Genomic DNA, 17,671 nt, shown 5'->3' with positions numbered 1-17,671 from the left:
AAGAAAGCTTGACCCCAGCACTCCGGTGCTCAGGTTCTCCTGGCTGCCGGATGCGCACGTCTGCGGTCTTCACCGGATGCGTACGGTTCCGGGATGGAAGAGCTCGGATTTGAGGATGGCAAAGAAGCTCTCCATTGGGGCGTTGTCGAGGCAATTGCCTTTGCGTGACATGCTCTGTTGGAGGCCTCTGGCTTCCAGCCTGCGTTGGAATGCCGACATCTGATACTGCAATCCCTGATCGGAATGCAGGATCGGCCTTTCGTTCTCACCAAGCCGGGCGAGGGCTTTGGTCAGCATATTGTCCACCATTTTGAAGCGTGGCCGCCGCGCCGTCTCGAACGCGACGATCTCGCCATTGTAGAGATCCATGACCGGGGGAGCTTGTCGCCGGCCAGGCTGAACTCCGTCACGTCGGTCACCCATTTGCGGTTGGCGCGGTCGGCGCCGAACTTGCTGCAGGTGCACGCTATCTTTTGAGATGTGGAGGCGCTGAGCTTGCGCACCGCTCACAATCCCACCCCAAAGGCGGCTGCTCCGACAGCCAATCCTATTGTTCGCGCAGAGCCCGACCCATGGCAGCGTAGACCGGAGCGCTAAGATATTCCCATGCTGACCTCGCTCCAGTCTCGATCATCACTTGTGTGTTCATTCCGGCTTGCAATGCCACGGGCGTCGCCTTCAGGGACTGAGGTGTCAGAGCGATGCGAGCTGCATAAAATGCCTTGCCAGTGCGCGGATCGACCAGCCGGTCTGCTGAAAGGGTGCGGACATCACCGTTCATGGGCTGCTGATACCGCCTGCCCACCGCGCTGAGCCAGATGGTCGCGTGCAGCCCCACTTTCACCTGGTCGACGTCAAGCGGGTCCACGTTGGCAATCACGACGAAGTTGTCGTCGACGGGCACGATATCCATCAGAGGATCCCCTGCTGCTATTACCCCGCCAATGGTGTGAATCTTGAGCCCCACTATGGTGCCTCCGATGGGAGCGCGGATCTCGGTTCTTGTCATCACGTCATCAGCGGCGGCTATTCGTTGAGCGCATTCATATATCTTGGCACGCACCACCCCAAGCTCAGCGACAATGTCGGCCGCCGTGGATGCGTTAAGTTCAGCAATCTTGAACTTCGTCTCCTCCATTTTTTGCCTGGCAACGCCAATTGACGCGATATAGCCGCTCAGGTCGCCTCCCACATCCGCCTTTTCAGTCTCCAAATCTGTCAGGCGCGTCCTTACAACCAGCTTTTTTTGATACAGAGCACGAACATCGCCCAGCTGCTCCTCGATCAACTCCAGTTTCCGTGTGGCCGCAGCCACCTGCCCTTCATAGCCCTCTATCTCCTTATGCAGGCTTCCGGTCGTTTGCTGCAGCAAGGAAAGTCTCTCACGAAGCAGGGTCTGACGTGTTCGAAAGATACTCTCCTGGCCGGAAACAGCCTCGGCCGCCATTTTACCGGGCTCCTTTAACTCTGGCGGAATCTCGATTGAGTCCTTGCCGTCTCTCTCGGCGATCAACCGTGCCTCGGTAGCTTTCGCCTCGTACCATTGCGCCTTGATCTCGTTCGCGGCGGCCGTAGAAGCAGTGCTCTGCAGTCGTACCAGGACCTGACTTGCCGATACGCGATCGCCCTCCTGAACCAATATCTCGGATACAATCCCACCTTCGAGATGCTGCACTGTCTTTACGTTTGAGGCTACCTCCACCAACCCATTGGCCACAATGGCGCCCTGGATTGGAGCCGCAACAAGCCACATGCCGGTCAGGGTCGAAAAAATTGCGATTATCGCGAAACCGAGAACAATGAAGTTCTTACCAAAGGGCGCAGGATCGTCTCCGGGTTGTTTGGCGCCAACGGCGAGCGGGACTGTCACTTTACACTCCGCAACTCAGTTTTCACGGAACGAACCGCGCGCTCCGTGGGATCGGAGAGCTCAGGCGTTCGGCCGCCCAGGATCAGCGTCCGGTCGATCAATCCGACAAGACGGTTGGTTTGTCCCGACATGGTAATGACTACCGAGCATCCCGATCCCTTCATGACTTTCACCGCTGCTTCAAGCGCCCTTCTCGACGAACTGTCAAAATTGGCGAATGGCTCGTCCAGAACGATAAGTCTCGGAGCGCGAAACAGCGCCCTTGCAAGCGCAATCCGTTTCCGTTCGCTGCCAGACAGCCCGATCGTGTCGTCAAGCACTGTGTCATAGCCTTGGCCCAGGCGAATAATAACATGGTGGATTCCTGCTATTTTTGCAGCAGAAACCACATCATCGATGGAGCTTTGTTGAAACCGGGCAATATTCTGGGCGACGGTTCCCTCGAACAGTTCGACTTGCTGTGGCAAATAGCCAATGGCCTCGGCTCTAATATAATCCGGAAGCCGAGTGACGTTCATGTCTCCCAGGCGAACCTGTCCGGTTCGTGGCTTGAGCAAGCCTATCAGGAGGCGGGAGAGCGTTGTCTTGCCGGTCGCTGCGCGCCCGATGACCAATAGCAACTCGCCTGGCCCCAGCGACAGCGACAATTTCCTGAATACGTCTTCTCGCGATCCCGCGTGCCTGAACGCCACTTCATCAAGAATTAGTGTGCCGCGCGGAGTTCCGGGCAGCAAGGACGGGTCCCCGTCCGACGGCCTGGCCAGGTCCGCCTTGATTTTGGCGTATCCCTCGCGCGCCTCGCGAAGGCCTCTGAGTTCCCCAACCGCCTTGCCCACCATCCTGTAAGCGAAGTTGGCTATGAGTCGGGCTGCGAATATTCCCCCTAGCGACGCCTGGTCGTTCAGGAACAGCCATATGCCGGAGGCCAGCAGAATAATGTAGAGGCTACGATTTAGCACCCGGATCGCGGCATCCAGGCTTGATCCCCAAGCATTAAGCCGGTCTCGTTGCAGGAAGCCGTCCGCCCGGCGACTGCCCCAGCGACCAGCGATCGCATCCGCCATTGCGAACGCGCTGACAACGTCTCTATGCCTATCCGCCGAGACCAACACCTCTTCTGCCTGCCTGACGGCATCACGTTCCGCCTGGCGGGGCTCTCGCGTGAAATTTTCTTTCAACAGGCCCAAGCCAATCAGCAAAAGCGTGGCTGCTATTGCGATCAGGAAGAGAACCGGATGGATGAAGTACACACACAACAGGAAAATCGGCGCCCAAACCACGTCCAACCAGGGAGTTAGCCCGCGCTCAATAAAGCCCGCGACTTTCTCGATGCTGGCCAGCAACGGCGGATTGGCGACACCTGACGTCAATCCGGCTTTCACGGACTGGCTGGTCAACTGGTGCTCGATCCATACGCTCCAACGCGAAAGCATGCGACGGCGAATGGTTTCCAGTGCGACGCCGGCTACCAGGGCGAGCAAGGCAGCCAGGGTCAGGATGACAAGGGTTTCAACGCTGCGGCTCGAGATGACCCGGTCGAATATCTGTATGAGATAGAGCGGGCCGGCAAAGCGCAAAACATTGATAGACACGCTGAATACCACCAGAGCCGCAAGGCCGGGTATCGACTTTCTCCACATTTCGCTGAGGGGGCCGCTATACCGACGCCTGCCTCGTGTGTTCATCGGGACACCGTCTTTCACGCGCGTCCAAGGGGAGCGTGCTGATCAGAATGCTCATTGAAGAGGCCAGAGAAATTCATGATCACCGCATCAATTTCATCATGAGCATCCAACGGCGGCGCCTCAAGTGCGTTTTGCAGAGGTCTATCGTGATGATCGGCCGCCTCAAACATTGACCAGGTTTCGTTCAGCAGGTAGGACATCCGGGCAGCCGGGAGCGGAGCGCAGCCGAGGGCCTGCACGATGCCGCAGAGCGACGACTTGAGGGCACCGCGGCTTTTTGCCAGCACTGCTGCCTCTACTAGTTCCGCGGGCGCCTGCACCGACATGAATGTGGGGATAGAACCCTGGGAAGGCCGCTCAGGCAGAGTGACCAAGATGCTTCCGAATGGACTGGGCCACGTCGCCAGACTGCCATTGGCATTTACTTCTCCCAGTTCGGCTACAATCAACTCGCGCGCGACCTTTGCCAAGAAATCAATCCGGAGTTGATGAGAATGGGCTCGATCCACGCCGACCGGCATGGCTGCCTCCGACGATGCCGCAATGCGCCGCAGGTACGGGTTGTTGCTCTGTCCATTGGACAGTTTTTCCGCAGCGCGGGCCCTAAACACAGGACCGAGCGCGCCATCCTGCAGATCCCACGGCGAATAGCAATGCAGCCCGGTAGCTTCCTCAGCCTCTCTCACGCCAAGCGGCGATCGGCCAAGTCTGCCGCTGATGGCCAGCACCTTGTGGCCGGCAGCGCGCAACGTATCCACCCCATACTTTGCACCCATCGCGTCGTAGGACGCGAATATCGTGCCAAGAGCCATGCTGCGAAATGATTCCGCCAGAATTAACTCGGACGTTTCCTTCTGCTGCAGCCCGTCGGCAATCTCGATGACAGCAACGTCGCATCCATTTTCGGCTGCATGGTTCAGCAGGCGGAAAGCGCCCTTCTCGATCATTTCCACCGAGGCAAGATAAGTGGTTGCAAACCCGGCGTCGGTGAAATCAAGAACGATGTCAGCGCCCGCATCGCGCACAATCCAGGTGTCGCCACCGGACCCGGTTCCGGTAATCTTCAGCGCGGCAACCTTAAGCCCTGCTCTTTTGAAACCTCTTACCAACGACGTCGCCGTCAATGTCTTTCCCGCGTTCATGGATGTTCCCAGCGACAGGACAATCGGCAGAGAGGGGCGAAGGTCGTCGGAGCTGACCTTGTAATCCCAAACATTCAATCGGCGACCGAACTTGTCCCCGATCAGTCCGAGGGGGGTGATCTTCGTTGGCGCGATCATGCGATCATGTCTGGAAAGCTCACACGCTGCGATGCCCCCCCCCGCCACTAGGTCACATGGTCCGAGATCAGGGCCAATAACAGCTTCGAACTGGTCCGGTGCGTATCTGTTTCCATAGCAGATGATTATCTCATCGCCGGGAAACATGATCGCCTTTCTCCCGTTGATCAGCTCCAATCTGCTGTGATTGCCGAGTTTGTCCACACGAGCCAGGACAAGATCGCCTGCGACCGGCTGCAAGGAACCTGTGATCAACGTGCGCATATGCGAGGCCGCGACCCGGCGAGTCGCGAACGAACGCTTGGCTTTCTTCATGCGCCCGCGCTGAATTCTACAAACAGACATGATACCCACCCCAACGCTACTTCAATTACGCAGTCCGAGTCTTTTTATTTAAAACATTATTTAAGATTTATTTTCCTCTGGCTCCAACCTTCTTTTATTTTTTTGTTGCCTTAACCATTAGCTAACCATAATATAACTGAGGGTTGCGCGCAAGCGATGGAGGCAGGAACCTTTCGTAAAGCAGACGGAAGGTTAATTCGGGGGGCAAAATGTATGGCTATAGTATGCCCAGTTGGGGAATTAGAGCCGTTTGAGATCACCGGGTTCAAGACGCTATCCGGCCTCAACGTGTATAACGCGAATACAGTCGTTAAATTGACGCTGAATTTAGGGCAACTGGCTACTGCCCCCGTGTCCGGTTTTACTGATGAGGTCCGATTGGTGCTTTCCGGTCTCTTTCCGGAGTGCGAGCAGGATGCTTTGGTGGCTTCGTATCTTGCTGATGCGATCCTGGCCGCGGACCTCGAGCTTCGCCGCGCGATGAATTTTTATTCGTTTCCAACTGTGGCCACGTTGGTGAGCGATCCGTCCGAAAGCAATTCAGTGATCGTCTGGGAGTCGGACGACCCGCAAATGTCGCGCGCGGCCGCGGCGGCTGTCGTTCATGCGGTCAGCGAGGCAACGCGAGATGGGGATGCCACATCGAAGTATTCCCTCGCACGGGAATCGAACCTCGAAAGAGCAAAGAAACGGCGACTTTCAAATTCGACCGCAGTGCTGGTTGCGGCCGCCAAGAGGAACCGCATCCCGTTCGAGTTTGTCGCGCGCAACCACCTTCGTCTCGGCCAAGGCAAAAACCAAAAGCAGCTCTTCTCAACGATATCAGGTTCGACATCGTTTGCGTCCGCGAAAGTGGCCCTCGACAAGAGACTGGGCAACAGGCTTTTGGCGCAGGCCGGCTTGCCCGTACCGCGCCAGCTTACGGTTCGCAGCAAATCCGAGGCGGTCGCTGCCGCCAAGCAGCTGGGCAAATCTGTGGTGGTGAAACCCGCCCAAGGCAATCAGGGGCGCGGAGTTTCAGTCAAGCTGCGGGGACGCCGCGCTGTTGAAGCCGCATTCTACATAGCGTGCCAGGTGGCTCAGTCTGACCGGTATGGCGTGCTGGTAGAAGAGTTCATCGCCGGCCCGGAGTATCGAGCGACGATTGTTGATTTTCGTGTCGTGGCGGCAGTCCTATGTTGCCCGCCGCAGGTTACTGGCGACGGCGAAAAAACGCTGCGCCACTTGATCGATGATTTGAATCGGGAACCCGACAGGGACGGCAGGCGTCTGTCGCGTCTGGAAATCGATGACGACCTGCTTAGACACCTGTCATTGCACCATCTTACGATGGAGACTATCCCGATTGCCGGGCAGCAGGTGGTTCTGCGACCAAACGGTCACCTCGCACGCGGAGGCGTACCGGTCGACGTTACAAGCTCCGTCCATCCGGACAATCATAAGCTATGTGAACGTATCGCCAGGGTCATTGGGCTCAGTATTGCCGGGTTGGATCTGATCATGCCCGACATTGCGCAATCTCACAAAGATGTCGGGTGCACTGTCATCGAGGTGAACGCTAGACCAGGGATCGAGTTTCATCTTTGGCCGCGGGCCGGCACGGCAAGGGATGTGAGCGAGATAATCCTGGCCAATATGTACGACGATCCGGCTTCATCGGAAGTTGCCACGGTGCTCGTCCTTGGCGACCGGCATACCAGCATGGTGGCAAAAGCGATCGAGCACCGGTTCATGGCAGAGGGGCGGAGCATCGGCCTCTTGTCGAAGAAAGGCGCCTACATCAACACCGCACCGCAAGAATTCAGCCAGCGAGCAACACCGCAAATGCTGGCCAGGGATCCTTTATTGGAAGCGCTGGTTTATGCCGCTTCTCCAGCAAGAATCTCGGAGAACGGTCTTGGTCTGGGCGCTTGCCACGCCGTGTCGGTGACGGCGACCGACGTCGAGAATTGCGAGCTTCTCAAAAACCTGGCCAAAGCAGTTTTGAACACCGGTAACCGGGGCTGTTTTATAGTCCACAATGAGGATTTAGTATCCCGCCAGGCGTTGTCGGCGCTGCCTGTTGAAAGATTGATTCTGACAAGTGCCGAGACTGAGCTTGGCCCTGATTTGCGGCGACATCTAGAACGCGGTGGATTGGCTCTATCGATGCGGTGGAGCACCGATGGGTCCGGAGCCAAGATGACGCTTGCATCGGGATCTGGCGAGCTGGTTGCGGAACCTGCCACGTTTGCGTCGCGACCGCCGCAGCTCAAGGCTGCCATGCATGCAATGGCAATTTCGTATCTGGCAAAACGGGATGCATGGTTCGATGAGGTGGCGTCGCCACCATCGAATCGACCTTACGCAAATGGAGTTCAGCAGCAGGCAGGAGTTTCTCTGCTGAGGTAAAAAGGGAGTAGCGTTCATGGATACTGTTTTAGCAACTGCGACACCAAATGTTTCGCAAGGCGACGCGGCAGCACTCGTCGCCTTGGCCCTGCAACGCACCAAGAACAAGGCGGGGGAGCCTAGAACCCGTGCAAGGATGTCTTACAAGACATTCAGGCGCTTGACCGGGCGTCGTATAGGGGGGGCAAAATTTGTGCGGGAGTTCACTGCGGAGATGGTGAACCTGGGCTGGCTGATGGTCCGCATGCCGTCGGCGTATGGCTTCGTGCGCGCAGCGTCCCTAAACAAATGGCCGCTCACAAAATCGAATGTGGTCGCGAAGGAACTCAAGCTGATCGGTGAGGGATCGCTCTCGGAAGTGCTGGACAATGCACGGCGAGAGCTTGGCGAGGCTACTGACGCATCAGGTGCCCGCAATGGGTCGACCGGGAACAAGAAAAAAGACAGTAGTCCGATAGACACGCATTGACGGGAAAGCGAGGGTGAAGGCACCTCGGGGCAGCAGTTACTGCTTTGCGCACGGCATGACGGCGAAAGCAGCAAGCTCGACAAGGGAGTAAATATGGCGACTGGCTCTGTTTACGTCTGGGAGCCATGTGACTCGGACTTCACCGGCGGCCGCGTGTATCTGGCGGACGTCGAATTGCCCTATCTTTCCCAGCTCGCTGGAAGGCGGGGCCTGCGGGGGCGGTACGTGGACGTCATCAGCCATCCAGGCATGGAAGAGGATTGGCCGACTGGCCAGATGGGCGAGGTGTCGCCCGACGAGTATGGCAATTTTTCTTTCAAGCCGTCCGGCGATGGCGATTGCGGTGGATGGGAAAGCCGCGAGGCCGCCGCGGGCTTTGGCCAGGTCAACGTCTACTACCACGTCTCCTTGATGAGCCAGCGCATCAACGATGCACTTCGTTCATCTGGAATAGGCTCCCTGCCGAAAGTCAGGGCGATCGTCAATGCACGTCGGCCGAGCCCACGACCGGGCAGTCCTGAGGACACCAGCAGCTGGGTGCCGGTCAAAGGGGCCAGATATCGTTACCCAGCAAGAACGGAAAATCTCGACGACTTTTCAATTCCGCTTTGCGGAGAGTTACTTTTCGGGCCGGGGCACGGGGTCACCGCGGAAGGGTGGCTGCCACGAATTTCAGGCGGCACCTATCGCTGCGACCCATCCCACGACGCCGGCAAAATATACCAGGCGTTCGGGCTTCACGTCGTGCGTCATACCGCTGATGTGCAGGCCGACAGGTTGCGTGCACCGCGTGCCGCGTTCAGCAGACCGGGTGCCCTTGAATATGCCGTGAGCACTTATCTGGCCGCCTCCATGCTATCGAGCCCCCACGTCGGGTGCTGGCACGCTCGTCACGATGCTGAGTTTGTGCCTGCGGGCAGCCTTGCCAATGAGACCCGCATTGACGATGACGAGATGCAGCCGCAGGAGGCGCTGGTCGCACAAGCCCTCGCGGGGGCGATGTGGGATCTGCACAAAGTATTTCTCGGGCACGAATTTGCCTGCATGGAGTTGGTTGTTGGTGCCCTTTTGGAGCTTGGGCGACTTTCTGACAGCCCCTTCGCTCCCTCCCGGGTCAAAACCAGGTCGATCAGATCATCACCACGCAGCTTTGTCTCGTGCCTTCTTCATACGGACAGCGTGGCGTCCGGCGGGCTTTACAAAACGCCGATCCGGGAGATCTTCGAGAAGCGCGGGATCGGTTTTAGTTCGCTTGTGACCGACATGCTGCTCGCGCCGTCAGTTCCGCCTCTCCCTTACCGCCTCAGCGGCTCTCTAGACGTGCAGCGCCATGTTGCCAAAATTCGCGAAAAGTTTCCGGAAGTCATAATTCCGGACGATGGCGATCTCCTCGACCCGGACCAACTTGAACTGTTCCTCTCGTCGTCTACCACCGCCCCATACCATCTCGCCGCAGTGGGAGACGTCATGACAGGCATGCGGATGCGCCATCGTATTCGCAGGTTCGGCCCAGACTACCCCCTCGCTTGGGTCAAGCCGATCTTCAGGCGCAGCGCGCTAATAACGGGAAACCTTGAAGGACCGTTCGCCTCCACATCCGAGCGGTTGGACACCACTCGGAAATACTCATATAAGGTCGACCCCAAATCAGCCCCGGTCTTACGCCGCGCCGGCTTCGCGGCCATGACCATTGCGAACAATCACATTCGGGACTGCGGCCCAAGCGGCGTAGTTGAGACGCTGGAGACGCTGGAGCGACATTCTATCAAACCGTACGGTGGCGGTAGGGACCAGAACTCGGCCCACGATCCGGCGATTTTTGACGGCGTGGATATCCGCATCGGACTGCTCGGATATTACTGGAACGACCGAACGGCGGCTCGTGACGACCTCCCGGGCTCCGCCCAGGATCTTCCCGAACTCGTCGAGAGAGATCTCGCACGGCTGCGGCCGTTGGTCGATCGGATCGCCGTGATGGTGCACTGGGGCGATATTACATACCAGCGCCATCCTGCCGAGCAAGACCGCGTGAAAGCACGGCAGTTTATCGACTTCGGCGCCGACGCCGTCATCGGCCACCATCCACATATCCTCCAGCCGATCGAGATCTATAAAGATCGGCCGATACTATACAGTGTCGGCAATTTCGCCTTTGGGTCGGGAAGCAGCCGGGGTGAGTCTATCTTGCCGTGCTTCCACTTTGGTGCGCGGCAGATAGGTCTGGATATATACCCCGTTTACGCTCAAAACAGAGATCCGCGCCTCGACTACCAACCAAAAATAATGGGAGGGGCGGCCGGCCGGGCGACGATCGATCGGCTGCTCGATTTGTCGCCTGGACTGGGCAGTGCAGTAGCCGATGTCCAGGACAGATGCCTCAAATTGTCTATCCCCTCGTGCTGACGGCCAGCCTTCGGCAAGCGCCAAGTCCCCATGACTGAAACGAAGTCTTTACCGCCCAGGCGGTTTTGATTTGTTTAGAAGTCTCTAATGAACTATGGCATCATGCCAATCGTCATAAGGAGGGGCAGGTGCGATTTCCAATCCGTCTGTTGACTGCGGCGGTGATGGCCTGCAGCCTGGTTTACTCAGGCCCGGTGCTTGCCTGGAAGGTGGGCAAGGGTACGACCACAGCAACCATCAACGGGACGAAGCTGACGGTCTATACCTACCACCCAAAGAGCTGCAGCAATCCCGCGATTCTGTTCGTCTTCCATGGGTTGAGCCGAACGGCGTCTTCCTACAGGGATTATGCGCAGTCTCTCGCTGATCGAAACTGCCTGATCGTCATGGCGCCACTCTTTGACTTGGAAAGGTTCCCAAGCTGGAGCTATCAACGTGGGGGGATCGTCAACAGCGGCGCTATTCAGCCGCGAGAACGATGGACCGTCTGGTATGTGAAGGGCCTGGTGAACTGGGCGAGGTCACGAGAGGGATTGCCGAACGCGCAGTATTACCTTTTCGGACATTCCGCCGGCGGCCAATTTACGTCTCGTGTTGCCGCGTTCGCCTTGGCCGACGCGAAGAGATTGGTGGTTGCCAACCCATCATCATATGTTCTGCCCTCGCTGGCGGAATCCGTGGCCTACGGGCTCGGCTGCGTCTCCTCGGGATGCGTCTATACGCCGGATCAAGCCATCGAGGAGATGAAAGCGTATCTGGCCTTGCCGCTGACGATCTATCTTGGAGAAGAGGATACAGGCGATGCCGAGCTGAACGAAGGCGCGGCCGCTATGCGCCAGGGAGCGACACGCCTGGAACGGGGCCAGTACACATACGAGTTAGCGCAAGCTGTCGCGAGCGCCAACGGGTGGCCCTTTAACTGGCGTCTTGTGATCTTGCCGGGCGTCGGGCATTCGGCAATGGATATGTTGGGTTCGGATCAGGCAGCTAGCGCATTCGGACTCAAATAGCGGGATCTGCGGTCCTGTAGCTCGGCAAGATGTAGATACCTCGATGAGCGAGATAGCCTAGCGCGAGTCGCTTGGCCAAAGTTTGCGCAGCCTGCGGCGGCACGCAATTTAATTAGGATATTCTAATTTAGCAAAGTTTAAACGCGATTCGATCTAGCCTGCTTCCCTGCGAGGGCATCTCAATGCGAAAGCTGAAGGACCTGCTGCTCGATAGGAGCGGAAACTTTGCCGTGGCAGCGGCGTTGGTGGCGCTACCGCTATGCTTGGTCTTGGGCGTGGCCATTGACCTTACCAGTGCCGTCACCTGGAAGTCCAGACTGCAAGAATTGGCCGATTCAGCGGCTCTGGCAGCTATAGAGAGCGAGGGTGGAGACGAGGAAGCCGTCGCGGCCGCCAAGAACATTGCGCTTGGTAACGGCTCTTTTGCGGTGGGAGCGGTGGTTGAAGTCGACATCACAACGCCGACTCCCGTGTCGCGGGAGGCAGCAGTTGAAATCGCCGCAACAATGCCGACGGACTTTATGAATCTTGCCGGCATTCAGGCGATCAGCCTTCACGTCACGGCAAAGGCACGAAAGGCCCCCCCGGAGTATTGCATCTATGCTCTCGATCCAGAGTCAACCGGGGCGCTGAGTGTGACCGGTTTAGGAAAGGTGTCGGTGCCAAATTGTGGCATTCAGGTAAATTCTTCCAGCCCCGAAGCACTGAGACACGTTGGGGCCGGCAAAATCGCCGCGACAAAAATCTCGGTAGTCGGCAATTACGAAGGCGGCGGATACAGCGTTTCCCCGAAGACGAACCAGCCCTTCCTCGCCGACCCACTTGTCAGCACACCAGAACCGGTTCCCCCGACCGGTTGCGACTACAGCAACCAGGCGCTCTCGGATGTCACCATTCCGGCCGGGCGGGTGTTCTGCGGAAGCATCGACTTCGGTGGAAAAATAGTGCTTTCCCCAGGCGTTCACTACTTTCACAATGCGATAGTCGGCATCAGCAACAATGCGAAAATCACAGGAAAGGAAGTCACCATATTCGTCGATTCCAAGTCCAGCATCATACAGGCAGGTGGTAACGGCGCCATGGAACTTTCCGCTCCTACAAGCGGCGTTTATACCGGAATTGCCATCTTCGGATCGCGTACCGCCTTGCCATTGTTGCCGGCTATATCGCTTGCAATAAATAAGAATTACTCGATAACTGGCACAATATACTTACCAATGCACCACCTTAAAATGAAAGGGAGCAATGACAAGAAGTTGGCTACCGGCCTGGGATGGATTGTTGCTTGGCAATTCTCTTACAATGGAGATTCGAGCGTCAACCTGGATGGCTATAGCGGCACCCCACCAAAGGGTCTCGGAGATGCAGCAATCGCGTTGCTGCAATAGGTCGAGACGGTACCCGCTTCGTGGCTTCGAAGGCGCCTTCCGGCTGAGTTAGCGAACTCTCAAACGCAGTCCTTAACGGAATGCGACCCGCTTCTAAAGTCACCGTCGCGGGGTGACCGTCGTTTTCACCGATCTACGCACCTTTGCAGCATTCGCCGAGACTGCGAACCCGAGCGAGTTGCAGCAAGCTGACGATGGTATTTGCAAAGACCTCTAGCCCTCGCTGCTCTAGACGGCCATCGGTCTCTCCTTTCTAGTCATCGTAGTAGTTGCTTCTTAACCAAGTCGAGCGCATCCTCTCTCCCGGCTTGAGGAGCGATTTCCGCGTGGGCTTTTTGAGAATGCTTCTGATTTGCGCGATTGCGAGCGCCGGTGCCGGTGGGTTCGTCACCGTTGTCCAATACTTGATGTTTACCCCACCGGCTCCGGTCGCGGCCGACGCTCCGGTCCTTCTGAAGAAGGCCCCCCCAAAGAAGCGAATATGGCGGCGAGCGCTGACCTAACTTCCGCACCGAGGATAGGCCTATCGGCAAAACTGGCGATCTTCGGCCTTTGCTACGCTGGTGTCGCGGCTGCCCTGTTCCCTGAAACCTACCTCGCGGCACTGGGAACGCAGCGGCTGCTGATCCTCTATTTGCTGCTGCCCTTCATCATCCTGCTCGGGATCGGCATCGCGGCACCATTCAGTGACAGGCGCGCCCCTGCGACTTGATTCCTCGCGAAAATCAGCTCCCGCTGGCGCGGCGCGACCCTCACCCTTGGCATCTTCATTCTCTGCCTGGCCGCGTTCACCACCTACAAGTATGAGCTTGCGCAGATGGTGCCATTCTTCGCCGACCAGCAGCTTGCCGAAATCGATGCGACCTTGCATTTCGGGCATGTCTGGAAATGGGCGCGCTCGGTTCCTTGCCAGGTGTTGTCGATTAAATCCTCTATGTCCTCTATGCCCAATTGTGGTTCGTGGTGGTCGCCTTCGTGGTGGTCGCAGCCGCATGGATGGATCACGCCGCCGAGCGCCAGCGATACTTCGTGTCGCTCTCTGCGACCGCGGTCATCCCCGGCATTGTTGCGCGGGTAGCAGGATCATCCGCAGGCCCGACTTTCTACGACCGGCTGTTTGACCCGGACCTGTTTGACGATCTCACCGCCTCGCTTCGAAGCAGCAATGCAGGCGCGGCCATCCTGCGCATAAGCGACTATCTCTATTCGTCCTATACAAGCCGCCAGGCCTCGATCGGACCGGCATATCCGCCATGCCAAGCTTCCATGTCGCCATGGTCACGCTTAACGCGCTGCTGCTTAGCAGCATCAACCGGCCGGCCGGCATCTTCGCCTGGCTCTACGTCGCAGCGATCATGTTGGGCTCGGTCTATTTCAGCTGGCACTACGCCATTGACGGCTACGTCTCGATCATCCTGATATGGCTGATCTGGCGTGGCACGGGAGAGTTTGCAGGCGCAAAGCAATAACAGATTATATTTCGACGGAGCCACCCGTCGAGTGGCAAGCGCTGTTTAGCCGCGATGCCAAGTCTGCATGTAGCCATGACGCCGCCCCTCAACGCGCGTTGTAGGCGATTTGTTGGTGGAAAGGTGATCTCGTTGGAATAGGAGGTAGCCATGTACAATCGCGGTACAAGCAGGCTCAGTTTATTTCGACCCGACGATCTTTCATATCGATCCGAAGGCCAGGCTGGGCGTTCGACAGCCATCCTGCAATAGCCCAGATGATTGGCGTCACCAGCATGGAAGCGTATCCATCGACCGCATAGTGCCAGGCCAGGTGCACCGAGCCCAGCTGGATTGCGGCCAGAAACGCAATGCTGGCCCAGCGGAGCAAACGCCCGAAACGCCAGAGATAAATCGCGTTCAGGGTCGCGACAGCCACGTGCAACGACGGAAAGGCTGAAATGCCGCTGCCCAAGCGTGGACCATCAAACCCGGCATCGACCAGCAGATAATTTTGCGTAGCCAGCGCCGAGACGGGATAGGTCAAATTGATCGACTGAAGGTAGTCCATCAGGGGAGAAAACGTACCATCGCCGTAAAAGGGCATAAAGAATGCCGGCCCAACTGAAGCGAAGGCTGCCGCCAAAACGTTACCTATCAACACCCAGGTAAGGACAAACGCGACCAGAAACTGGGAACGCAGCCGTCCATTCCTCGCTGAAAAAGCGACGCAAAACAAAACTATGAAAACCTCGGCAAACCAGAGATTGTAAAGAACGTTCAGCGAAAAGGTGACAGGGCCAAAGCCAAGCATAGGATGAAAAAACCTCCATGCATCGACCCCGCCATGAATTGCCCTGTCGATCGCCACCAGGGACGTGTCGGCGTAGAATGGTTGGATCCTGCTGACTCCCCCCTTGATGCTGGTGAACATCGAGAAAAAGAGCGGGACGACGAGCGCAACCGGCAGTCCGGCTGCAATTCGATCCGGCAGGTTGTTGGCCAGCATGAGATCCTTCATGGCACGTAGCGGTTGCTCCGGCCGTTGAATAGTCAACCGAATCAAGACTACAGTGAGAAGGATCAGGGTCACGGTTGCCCCGAAAAATAAGAAATTCTTATTATATATTTTCAAGTTTATGACGATGTTCCAATGCGCCGCAGCAATAAACGCGAGTAGAACATAGCCGATTACCGTCAGGAAAAATGGTTGATTGGCGCGCCAAGCCTCCGAAGTGCTACGGACCGCCAGCCGCGCTATCGACATTGAAGAAAATCCCCGGACCTAAGCGCTAGTTAAGCTGCTGCAGTATCCCCGAACTGCCCACCAGCGCCAGACTTGCATAAATCTGGAACGCTATAGTGCAGATCGCAGCCGCTGAAATCGGCACGCCGAAGGGCACGACGCCCTTGCGGTCCAAGTGCTGTATATAGACCCGAAACGCGCCTGCCGGCAGCATGAAAGGGTTTTTCATGATCGCCACCGTGGCGACGGCGAAAACCAATAGCAGCACCGAGAACAGGGCGAGACCGTTTCCACCGGTCAGAAACGGAACGACCGCCATCAGCTTGACGTCGCCGGCTCCGACCTTGCGCAAAATCCAGAACGGGAAGAGCGCGGTGAACAGCACAAATCCGGCGATCACGCTCAAGCCCATGTCCCACCACGATCCGCTTGCTATGGAAACAAGCTGGAGCGATCCCAGCCCGAGACACAAGAGCAGCAGCACATTACGGTTGGATATCTTCTGGGCCGAGAAGTCTATCCAGGCGACCCATGCCAGCAGAGGGATCACAAGCGCCTTTATCGACAGCGACGCGGCAAACAACATCCTACCGCTCGATGTTCTGCACGCTGGACGACAGCAGCTTCAGATTGTTGACCACAGTCGGGTCATTGGGCGCCAGCTCGTAGGCCTTGAGGAAATTGCTGCGCGCGTCCTGCAGCTTGCCGCGCAGCAGAAAGGAATAGCCGACATTGTTGTAATATTCGGGCGTCGCACCCAACAGCTTGAAGGCCCGGCCATAGGCCCGATCGGCAAGGTCGAAGCGATGGATCCGGTCGCAGGAGGCGGCCAGTCCCATCCAGGCGCCGCCATCATTGGGGGCAAGCTGCGTCGCCTTGAAGAACAGTGCGCCGGCATTGCCGTAATTTTCTGCACGAAACTGGTTCTTGGCCTCCGCGACGGCCTGGTCCGAGGCGTAGTATTCAACATCGCCGACCGTCTTCAACCCGTCGAACGCATCGCCAAAGGACGTTACGTCGCCTTTCGACGGCTCGTTGGTTCGAACGACTCCGTCCGCTCCGTTCGTCTGGCAGCCGGCGAGTGCCGCCATGAACAGGCAGGCCACCACTGCAATTGGCCTTTTCATACAATCTCCCCGAGTCCCCCGACCGATATTAGGAACAGAGCATATAGGCAACTAGAAGAAAATGCCCTTCATGCGAATGACCACCGGCAGCATGATTACCATCATCACCACCGGAAAGATGCAGAGTCCGAGTGGGATCATCATTTTGACAGGCAAGGCGTTGGCGCGCTCTTCCGCCTGCAGAATCCTCTGGCTGCGCATCTCCGCGCTGTAGACACGCAAGGCGTCAGTCAGGCTGGTGCCCAGTTCTTCCGACTGCCGGAACAGCACGGCCAGCGCCCGCGCCTCGTCAAGGCCAATGCGGTCAGACAGTTCGCGAAGCCCTTCCCGAAGTGGCTTGCCGGCGCGCAGTTGCAGAGTCATGATCGTGAGCTGAATTCCCAGCCATTTGTGCGTGGCCGCAAGTTCTTGGCTCACCCGTTCGACCGCGGCCTCGAGGCTCATACCGGCGTCGGCGCATGTGATCATCATATCCATGAAATCAGGGAAGGCGCGACGATAGATCTGCTTCTGTGCATTCTCGAACCGGTCCAGCATGATGCTGGGAATGACAATGCAGGCTAACCCAAACAAGGCCGAGCCGCCGAACGTTACGAATCCCGGCAGCCCTGGCGGCAGCACCCACGACAGCAGGGCATACATGGCCAGAAACCCTATACAAACGGCGCCGAGGCGGCAAACCGTGTAGACGAGAGGTGCACCCGCTCGATAAAATCCAGCGCGGAAGAGTTTCGCCTCCAGAGCATTGGGCTCGGTGCGTTCTTTCTCGATCGACCTGAAGTAAGCGTCGACCGGCTTCTGCGCCGCGATCTTGGCGAGGCGCTCCCGTCCCAGGATCGATCGCGGATCGACAGAGCCTTCGCCCAAAAGGCTGTCCGCGACCAGCTTTCGCGTTTGCAGTGCCGGCAGGAATACCAAGGCCGCAAACAGGAACAGCGCCACCGCCGACGCGAAGACCGCGATGGATACAAAAAAGGTCAGGTCGTCGGTGTTCGAAAACAGGTTTATG

Annotated in this window: 13 protein-coding genes and 2 pseudogenes; 6 read left to right on the top strand and 9 right to left on the bottom strand. The window is 57.6% G+C overall.

Annotated features, from left to right (window positions below; genetic code table 11):
* Nucleotides 1-93: 93 nt before the first annotated feature.
* From NKH22_RS25605 to NKH22_RS25590, 4 genes and pseudogenes are all read right to left on the bottom strand, one after another.
* Nucleotides 94-452: pseudogene (locus tag NKH22_RS25605) on the bottom strand (DDE-type integrase/transposase/recombinase); the annotation flags it as partial.
* Nucleotides 453-547: 95 nt separating this feature from the next.
* Nucleotides 548-1,870 carry an HlyD family type I secretion periplasmic adaptor subunit gene (locus tag NKH22_RS25600; protein WP_352911547.1) on the bottom strand — a complete coding sequence of 441 codons (1,323 nt, stop codon included), beginning with the start codon at nt 1,868-1,870 and terminating at the stop codon, nt 548-550.
* Entirely contained in the window at nt 1,867-3,510 is a 1,644-nt protein-coding gene (locus tag NKH22_RS25595; RefSeq protein WP_352911559.1) for an ATP-binding cassette domain-containing protein, read from the bottom strand. Before NKH22_RS25595 ends, NKH22_RS25600 begins: the two co-directional genes overlap by 4 nt.
* Nucleotides 3,511-3,569: 59 nt before the next feature.
* Nucleotides 3,570-5,150, bottom strand: a complete 1,581-nt coding sequence (locus NKH22_RS25590) for a hypothetical protein (protein WP_352911545.1) — start codon at nt 5,148-5,150, stop codon at nt 3,570-3,572.
* Between the two features lie 411 nt (nt 5,151-5,561).
* On the opposite strand from NKH22_RS25590, the gene NKH22_RS25585 reads away from it, so the two are divergent.
* From NKH22_RS25585 to NKH22_RS25565, 5 genes are all read left to right on the top strand, one after another.
* A complete protein-coding gene (locus NKH22_RS25585; RefSeq protein WP_352911556.1) occupies nt 5,562-7,571 on the top strand; it encodes an ATP-grasp domain-containing protein in 2,010 nt (669 codons plus the stop codon).
* Nucleotides 7,572-7,587: 16 nt separating this feature from the next.
* Nucleotides 7,588-8,040 carry a hypothetical protein gene (locus NKH22_RS25580; RefSeq protein ID WP_352911542.1) on the top strand — a complete coding sequence of 151 codons (453 nt, stop codon included), beginning with the start codon at nt 7,588-7,590 and terminating at the stop codon, nt 8,038-8,040.
* A 225-nt stretch (nt 8,041-8,265) separates the two neighbouring features.
* Complete coding sequence (locus NKH22_RS25575; RefSeq protein WP_352911539.1) at nt 8,266-10,443, top strand: CapA family protein; 2,178 nt, start codon at nt 8,266-8,268, stop codon at nt 10,441-10,443.
* Between the two features lie 128 nt (nt 10,444-10,571).
* Nucleotides 10,572-11,453, top strand: a complete 882-nt coding sequence (locus tag NKH22_RS25570; protein WP_352911536.1) for an alpha/beta hydrolase — start codon at nt 10,572-10,574, stop codon at nt 11,451-11,453.
* A gap of 182 nt (nt 11,454-11,635) precedes the next feature.
* Nucleotides 11,636-12,841 (top strand): TadE/TadG family type IV pilus assembly protein, encoded by a 1,206-nt coding sequence (locus NKH22_RS25565; RefSeq protein WP_352911534.1) that lies wholly within the window; start codon nt 11,636-11,638, stop codon nt 12,839-12,841.
* Nucleotides 12,842-13,364: 523 nt separating this feature from the next.
* Here NKH22_RS25565 and NKH22_RS25560 read toward each other — a convergent pair.
* Nucleotides 13,365-13,712 carry a hypothetical protein gene (locus tag NKH22_RS25560; protein WP_352911532.1) on the bottom strand — a complete coding sequence of 116 codons (348 nt, stop codon included), beginning with the start codon at nt 13,710-13,712 and terminating at the stop codon, nt 13,365-13,367.
* 355 nt (nt 13,713-14,067) lie between these two features.
* Between NKH22_RS25560 and NKH22_RS25555 the strand changes: the two are divergent.
* Nucleotides 14,068-14,310, top strand: a pseudogene (locus NKH22_RS25555) (phosphatase PAP2 family protein); the annotation flags it as partial.
* A gap of 175 nt (nt 14,311-14,485) precedes the next feature.
* On the opposite strand, the gene NKH22_RS25550 reads toward NKH22_RS25555, so the two are convergent.
* The 4 genes from NKH22_RS25550 to NKH22_RS25535 are packed head-to-tail and all read right to left on the bottom strand — an operon-like array spanning nt 14,486 to nt 17,664.
* Entirely contained in the window at nt 14,486-15,556 is a 1,071-nt protein-coding gene (locus NKH22_RS25550; protein ID WP_352911530.1) for a phosphatase PAP2 family protein, read from the bottom strand.
* 25 nt (nt 15,557-15,581) lie between these two features.
* Entirely contained in the window at nt 15,582-16,121 is a 540-nt protein-coding gene (locus tag NKH22_RS25545) for a prepilin peptidase (protein WP_352911528.1), read from the bottom strand.
* A 1-nt stretch (nt 16,122) separates the two neighbouring features.
* Nucleotides 16,123-16,662: a tetratricopeptide repeat protein gene (locus NKH22_RS25540; RefSeq protein ID WP_352769259.1), complete on the bottom strand. Its 540-nt coding sequence runs from the start codon at nt 16,660-16,662 to the stop codon at nt 16,123-16,125.
* 51 nt (nt 16,663-16,713) lie between these two features.
* On the bottom strand, nt 16,714-17,664 hold the full coding sequence (locus NKH22_RS25535) for a type II secretion system F family protein (protein ID WP_352911553.1): 951 nt from the start codon (nt 17,662-17,664) through the stop codon (nt 16,714-16,716).
* Nucleotides 17,665-17,671: the final 7 nt, after the last annotated feature.

Origin of the sequence: Mesorhizobium sp. M1252 (genome assembly GCF_040318265.1) — a bacterium.
Classification (GTDB): domain Bacteria; phylum Pseudomonadota; class Alphaproteobacteria; order Rhizobiales; family Rhizobiaceae; genus Mesorhizobium.
This window is presented reverse-complemented; position numbering and strand designations above follow the sequence as displayed.